The 5,831-nt window shown below is 57.9% G+C and carries 7 protein-coding genes; 2 read left to right on the top strand and 5 right to left on the bottom strand.

The window, feature by feature from the left end:
* Positions 1 to 61: 61 nt before the first annotated feature.
* From M3461_22505 to M3461_22490, 4 genes are all read right to left on the bottom strand, one after another.
* Positions 62 to 1,507, bottom strand: coding sequence for a hypothetical protein (locus M3461_22505; GenBank protein ID MDQ3776919.1), 1,446 nt, complete (start codon positions 1,505 to 1,507; stop codon positions 62 to 64).
* A gap of 48 nt (positions 1,508 to 1,555) precedes the next feature.
* A complete protein-coding gene (locus M3461_22500; protein ID MDQ3776918.1) occupies positions 1,556 to 1,831 on the bottom strand; it encodes a hypothetical protein in 276 nt (91 codons plus the stop codon).
* The gene (locus M3461_22495) at positions 1,774 to 1,995 is read right to left on the bottom strand and encodes a hypothetical protein (protein MDQ3776917.1); all 222 of its coding nucleotides are present in this window, start codon (positions 1,993 to 1,995) and stop codon (positions 1,774 to 1,776) included. Before M3461_22495 ends, M3461_22500 begins: the two co-directional genes overlap by 58 nt.
* 204 nt (positions 1,996 to 2,199) lie before the next feature.
* Positions 2,200 to 2,535 carry a hypothetical protein gene (locus M3461_22490; GenBank protein MDQ3776916.1) on the bottom strand — a complete coding sequence of 112 codons (336 nt, stop codon included), beginning with the start codon at positions 2,533 to 2,535 and terminating at the stop codon, positions 2,200 to 2,202.
* Positions 2,536 to 3,681: 1,146 nt separating this feature from the next.
* Between M3461_22490 and M3461_22485 the strand changes: the two genes are divergently transcribed.
* Entirely contained in the window at positions 3,682 to 3,822 is a 141-nt protein-coding gene (locus M3461_22485) for a hypothetical protein (GenBank protein ID MDQ3776915.1), read from the top strand.
* Positions 3,823 to 4,833: a class I SAM-dependent methyltransferase gene (locus M3461_22480; protein ID MDQ3776914.1), complete on the top strand. Its 1,011-nt coding sequence runs from the start codon at positions 3,823 to 3,825 to the stop codon at positions 4,831 to 4,833.
* Positions 4,834 to 5,501: 668 nt separating this feature from the next.
* On the opposite strand, the gene M3461_22475 is transcribed toward M3461_22480, so the two are convergent.
* The coding region (locus tag M3461_22475; protein ID MDQ3776913.1) for a hypothetical protein at positions 5,502 to 5,831 on the bottom strand (330 nt) is incomplete at its 5' end.

The raw sequence follows: 5,831 nt of genomic DNA, 5'->3' as shown, positions 1-5,831 counted from the left end.
GCTCGTGAAGACTCCGCTAGCATAGGAGCGCGAGGGGACGATGACGTCGGGAAGAGAGGTGCTAGGCTAGTGGCTCTTTCGTACATTTTCTTTCGGGGGGGGGGGTGGCGGGGGTGGAGGAACCTGTGCCAGCGAGATAGTCTTCCAGGTTAGTATATCCGCTTTTGGCGATGGCGTTCCGATCAGCCGGGTTATTGGGGTTCAAAGCGCGCGCTGTTTCCCACACATCCGGCATGCCGTCGTGGTCCGTATCAGTGCACGGCGTACCGCCGGCAATGACTGGAAAACCGCCCACACTAGCTTCTGTTGATGGCAGAGCGGTAATACCGGTATTCGTTTGATACTGATTGATGAGTCTGGTATCGACGGTATCGCGATTGGCAACCCAATTGCCATTGCAGTCCAGGCGGCGGGAAGCGCCCACGATGGGTAAGATGCTCGCCTCCAGTCCCGCTACCGGCTCGGCGATAATTGGATGGGTCGTGTTAGCCATAGGTGTGGCGCGCCGCCAGCCTGAAGGTACGGGCCCTACCTCTGGCCCATTCTGGCCGGTTATCCGGTTTGCCATGAGCCATTGGTCCCCAGCAGGATTAGACTGGTTATATCCTTTGTTTCCAGACATGTAAATTGACTGTGTCCCATGAGCCGCTACTTCGTGATGACCATTATTCAACGGACCTGCTTTCCACAAGTTACCAATAAAGTCGGTGTCCATGCTGAGATCCGGCCACCCAACTTGGACATCAAATAGCTGGACATTATAGGTAATGTTATTGACATATCGCGAAGACTTGATCGTTATCGCAGGATTGCGATGGCCCTCGTTCATCGTCAGATTGTGGTGGTAATCTATATTGGTCATCCCAGCACGACGCGCGACTCCCGCACCGGAGGCTATGTATCCGGTAGCATGATCGGCGAGTCCTTCCGCCACAAGATTAGACGAAATGGTTATATTGTTCACTGGGCCGGTTCCATTATGCCACACGGCAATGCCTTCGTCCTGGTTCCAGCTTACGGAATTATGATCAATAATGCTATTGTTACTCCCGCCACTCAGAAACATGGCTGTGCCTAGATTGGTATTCTCCCCAGCGCCAGACGGATGCCATCCCTTGCGAATGCGCGTATAACGCCATATAACATTATTTGCGGCAATGTGTAACATCGTGTAGGACGATATGTTTTTGCCGCTCAGCAGTATCCCCCCGCCCGGCGCGGTCTGCCCCGCTACGGTAAGAAAGGGGTTGTAGATCTCGATCTGGGATAGAAGCTGGATAGTTCCACCAACGCGAAAGACACAGGTGCGAGGGCCCGAGGTGGTGACGCACGCGCGAAGACTTCCGGCATCAGAATCATTAAGATTGGTTACTTCTATTACTTGTCCGCCGCGTCCGCCCACGGAAACCGCCCCGCCGCCCTGCGCGCCAGGGAAGGAGGGGGCAGCACTAGCGAGAGTTGGTGCGAATGTAAAAAGGCCAAGTACAATGAGGGTGCGTATATTCATAGTAGTTAGATCTTCACAAAGGCTAAGGTGACTTGCGACGGGCTCTGCTTAGGACTCTCCGTGAACGGTCGGGGACATAGGTAACCCAAAAAGTCCGGGGACATGGGTCGTCCGCATGTGCTCTTCGAGCAAGCGACCGAGTTTGAGAGGGCCAAAGTAGACGTTCCAGATACCATTATCGATCTCCTCGAGCCCCACGTACTCCCCGGCGCAGACGATGCTGACGTTGACCCAATCCCGCTTCCAACGGATGCCCCCGTTGAAGCTCACGTAGCGCACCTCGAAGTGGCCGGGGTAGCCGAGTGGGGGCAGCTTTGAGGGCATGGGCCTTGGCGAGGGCTCATAGAGGGAGGCGGGGGTGTCGTCTCGATCGCCTCGTGGGGGCGTTCGTGGTTGAATTCCTCGCGGAAGGTGTTGAAGCGCTTCTGCTGGGCGGTGCGGCTGCCCGCCGATAGGCGGGTGGTCTCGGCCTTGAGGGTCCGGTGCATGCGTTCATGTTGGGGTTTGCGCGGTTCGATGAGCTCGGCTCGGGCAGGATGCCCAGCCGCGCCCACCAGGCCGACAGCGAGGACAGGCGGGCAGCGTGGTGGTGGCAAAGGGCACCCCGTTGTCGGTGCGAATGCGTTCGGGGAGCCCGAGCTCCCCGAAGAGACGCGCGAACACCGGTTGGGCCTTGTCCACGGCGGTCGAGCTCAGCGCCTGGCAGCCCAGCAGATAGCGGCTATAGCCGTCGGTGACCGTCGGTGACCGTCGGTGACCGTCAAGGGATAGCAATAGAGACCGTCACGGGTCTTGAACTGGCCTGTGAAGTCGGCACACCATACCTCGTTCGGGGCGCTCATCGCGGTGTTAGGCTTGCCGGGGTGGCCCACGCGGCGGCGCGCCCGGGGCTTGCGGACCAAGCCGTGCCGATCGAGGATGTCGCAGACGGTGGAGCGCGCTGGCCAGGCCCCATCGGGATGGCGCCGGGAAAGCAACGCCAAGAGCTTCTTCGCGCCCCAGGAGGGGATGGCGCTCTCGCGCTTCAATGAGCGCCTGAACCACCTCCTCGGGCGTCTGGGTCGGGCACACATGCGGGCGTCGGGAGCGCTCGACCAGGCCCGCGGGACCCTGTTACCTATGTTCTGCACTGTACCCCGCGAGGGACCAACAAAGTACCAGTCTTCAGCCAGCAAATCGGCCCGCGAGGCGAGCCACGGTACAAGGTCGCCCTGCGCCGTACTCATGTAGATGTACTGTCATATCGCTTAGAGGCGCGGGTGACTAAGGACAGGGGAGTGTTACGAAATAGAGGGACCTGCACAATACTCAATCCGCTGTTTTGTGGGGTAGGTCTCAAATTGAGTCGTAGCGAGTATACGACAGCTGTAGGGATTTGGTATGATGCTCGGAGCGCGCGGAATTTAGGCAGTCCATTAGGGGGTAGATCTCAAACATACCAACGATATAATGTTGACGGGGTTGCAAAAACGCTGATTTTGGCGGAAAGCGCGGGCGCGATCGGTTGTGGCGTGGCCGCGACGGTAGAGCGGTGGCGGGGTGGGGTTGACGTGGGTCGAAGGCGCTGCGGATCGCCGACCTCGAGCGCTCGTCTCCGGATCTGCGCCACCCGCTCCGCCACGCCCAGGCTATCATCGAGGTCCAAAAAAAAGCCTCGGCGCTGCTCGAGATCCGCTGAACGGGCCGGAGATCGGAGGGAAGCACTGATGGCGACCGTCGAGACGCTTGGGCGCGAGGTGGGCGTGAAACCGGCCTGCGAGGCGCCACGCCACCCCGGATCGCCTCTGCCCGCGGGCGGCCCCACCGGGAGGAGGACTTCGATCCGCGCGAAGGCACCGAAGGCACTGATCTGAGCGAACCCTTACCCGAGTTTTGAGTTCGATCAGCGGTTGAGCCGGGTAGGCGCCTTCCCTCCTGTTCCTGCCAGTCGCTGCACCTCGACTGGCACAGGCGTACTCGTGTCTAGGCACCGGATACTGACCGCAGAGCACACCCGTGAGCCCTGCAACCCCACCGCGGTCTGCTAAATAAGGGCTTCCCGACCCGGCGCGGACCCGCCCAATCACTCCCACTCCCCCCACGGAGAAGACACCACGCTTGCGACACCGCGTTGAATATCCTATCCTTCATTATGCAGTCGAATTTTTTCCATCAGTGGGGCCCTGTTCTTATCGATGGCGGCGATCAATGTGGCGCAGGCGATTGGCGTGGACTTAAAGGTGGATGAGGCGAAGAAGGCGCTGGCAGCCGGTCGTGCACCGATGGACGCCGCGAATAATCCCTGGGACGAGAGGGTCGCATCGTGTTGTCTCTGAATGAATGCACTCGAATATCTATTTGAGAGTTTTGCCATGCTGTTATCACAAAAGACAAAATATCTCATTCTCGGTCTGGGCAGCTTCATCCCTGGCTATGCGCGACTGCCTGTCCTATCGAAAGCCGCGTCGGTAGCCACCGGAGGAACAGACTCAGCCCGGTATTGTTACTCGGTATGGCTCAGACATCTTGTCAAAGCCCACGAGCATGGACTTCCCACTAATCCGGCAGCAGTAGCGGAACTGGGACCTGGGGATTCCATTGGTGTGGGGCTCGCAGCCTTGCTTTCTGGCGCTAAAACCTACTACGCGTTTGACACTGTGAACTATCTCCATAACACTCGGAACCTCCAACTATTCGATGAATTAGTAGAGTTATTTTGCAAACGTGAGAACATACCAGATAACCGAGAATTTCCGGAAGTTCGGCCCGTATTGGACTCATATGAATTCCCTTTGGGCACCTTAGCTGACGCACATCTGTGTGATTGCCTGCGACGAGAGAGGACTGAATCGATCAGAGAGGAACTTCTCAATTTTAAGCGCGCGAAGCAACGCTTCATCTTTTATGCAGCTCCTTGGGATGAACAGACAGTTTTAAGACCCAACTCCATCGATATGGCTTATTCACAGGCGGTCCTGGAACATGTGAATGATCTTGAAATGACATATCAGTCGCTCTTCAAATGGTTGAAGCCCGGTGGCATCATGTCGCATGTCATCGATTTCCGATGTCATGGTTGTGCCGAGCAATGGAATGGGCACTGGAGCTATTCAGATGTAACGTGGAAATTGATTCGAGGCAAAAGATCATGGCTAATCAATAGAGCGTCGCTTAATATTCATTTAGCGTTGCTGAGGGAGCATGGCTTTGATGTCGTGTACGAGTTGAGGGAGTCTGCCAGTCCCAGCAGTGGGATAGACCGTAGTCGCCTCGCGGCCGCCTTCCGGGATATCTCAGACGAAGATTTTCAGACGAGTGGAGCATTTATTCAAGCTGTGAAGAAATAGGACGCCTGCTTGTGGGTGCGTCCGATAATCGGCCTGGCCGTGTCGCAATAGAGAGAACGTGGGCACACTGGCCCAAATGACGTTCATTGAAACCCTGTAAGCGGAAAACGTCGTGGGCATAGGCTGGTCCGGGTGCGGGATAGGTGGATCGGAGGTGGCGTCGCCGGGGCCACAGCGCTTTGCCCCCACAGGATGCGGACCGAAGGCCTTCGGGCAGAGAGGCGCTCCCGGTTCCCCTCCCCTACCGTCCCATGCCGTAGCGAGGACCGGATAGTGGAGGTGACCGTGCGGACTCGAGCGCCTGCTCCGGCATTGCGCCCGCCCGATCTTTGCCACGAGCGCTTCGCGTGGGCATCGACCGGTGAACGGGTGGTCTACGCACTCCCCAACCCGGGCCCCTCGGCCAAACGGTGCTCGCCCTCACGCCCCTGGAGTTGTTAGATCGGCTGGCGGCCTTGGGTGCCGCCCCCGCGCCGTCACCGCCATCGGTACCACGGCGTGCTCGCGCCTAATGCCCCCCCGAGATCCGTGGCATCAACGCCGGCCTAAAGGTCGAAGGGATTCCGGTCTCAGGACGACCTTTTGTAGACATCGGTATACCTGCGAACCTCGACGCGTTACGCCAAGCTCACTCTTCGTAGTCGGCCGCGCTACCACCCTCCGCTGGTTTATTGCTTATACGCTTGCACGAACGCCCCTGAACAATTCAGATCGTCGTCGGAAATATCGCTCCATTGTGCGGAAAGTTCCGATCTGGGAATTCCATCCGCCCTGCGCCTTTTCAGTTCGCAGATCAGGTTGAATCCGCTCTTCTTTATGAGATCGGCATGGACCGAGTAGGGCTGCCGATTGATCAGAAACGGTCGCTTTCCCAGAATCACCTTCCACAATAATTCGGAATAGGCTCTATAGCCGTTCCACTTTTCTGACAGACCGTGAGACTCGAAGTCGATCTGGTGCGACATCACTCCACGCGGTTTGAGCCATAGGTGCAGAGA

The sequence above is a fragment of the Pseudomonadota bacterium genome (assembly GCA_030860485.1).
In the GTDB taxonomy this organism is placed as follows: domain Bacteria; phylum Pseudomonadota; class Gammaproteobacteria; order JACCXJ01; family JACCXJ01; genus JACCXJ01.
This window is presented reverse-complemented; position numbering and strand designations above follow the sequence as displayed.

What these genes read in the sequence shown, in the direction of transcription:
- M3461_22505 (MDQ3776919.1), bottom strand. Translation starts at nt 1,507, where the DNA reads ATGAATATACGCACCCTCATTGTACTTGGCCTTTTTACATTCGCACCA.
- M3461_22500 (MDQ3776918.1), bottom strand. Translation starts at nt 1,831, where the DNA reads ATGCCCTCAAAGCTGCCCCCACTCGGCTACCCCGGCCACTTCGAGGTG.
- M3461_22495 (MDQ3776917.1), bottom strand. Translation starts at nt 1,995, where the DNA reads ATGCACCGGACCCTCAAGGCCGAGACCACCCGCCTATCGGCGGGCAGC.
- M3461_22485 (MDQ3776915.1), top strand. Translation starts at nt 3,682, where the DNA reads ATGGCGGCGATCAATGTGGCGCAGGCGATTGGCGTGGACTTAAAGGTG.
- M3461_22480 (MDQ3776914.1), top strand. Translation starts at nt 3,823, where the DNA reads ATGAATGCACTCGAATATCTATTTGAGAGTTTTGCCATGCTGTTATCA.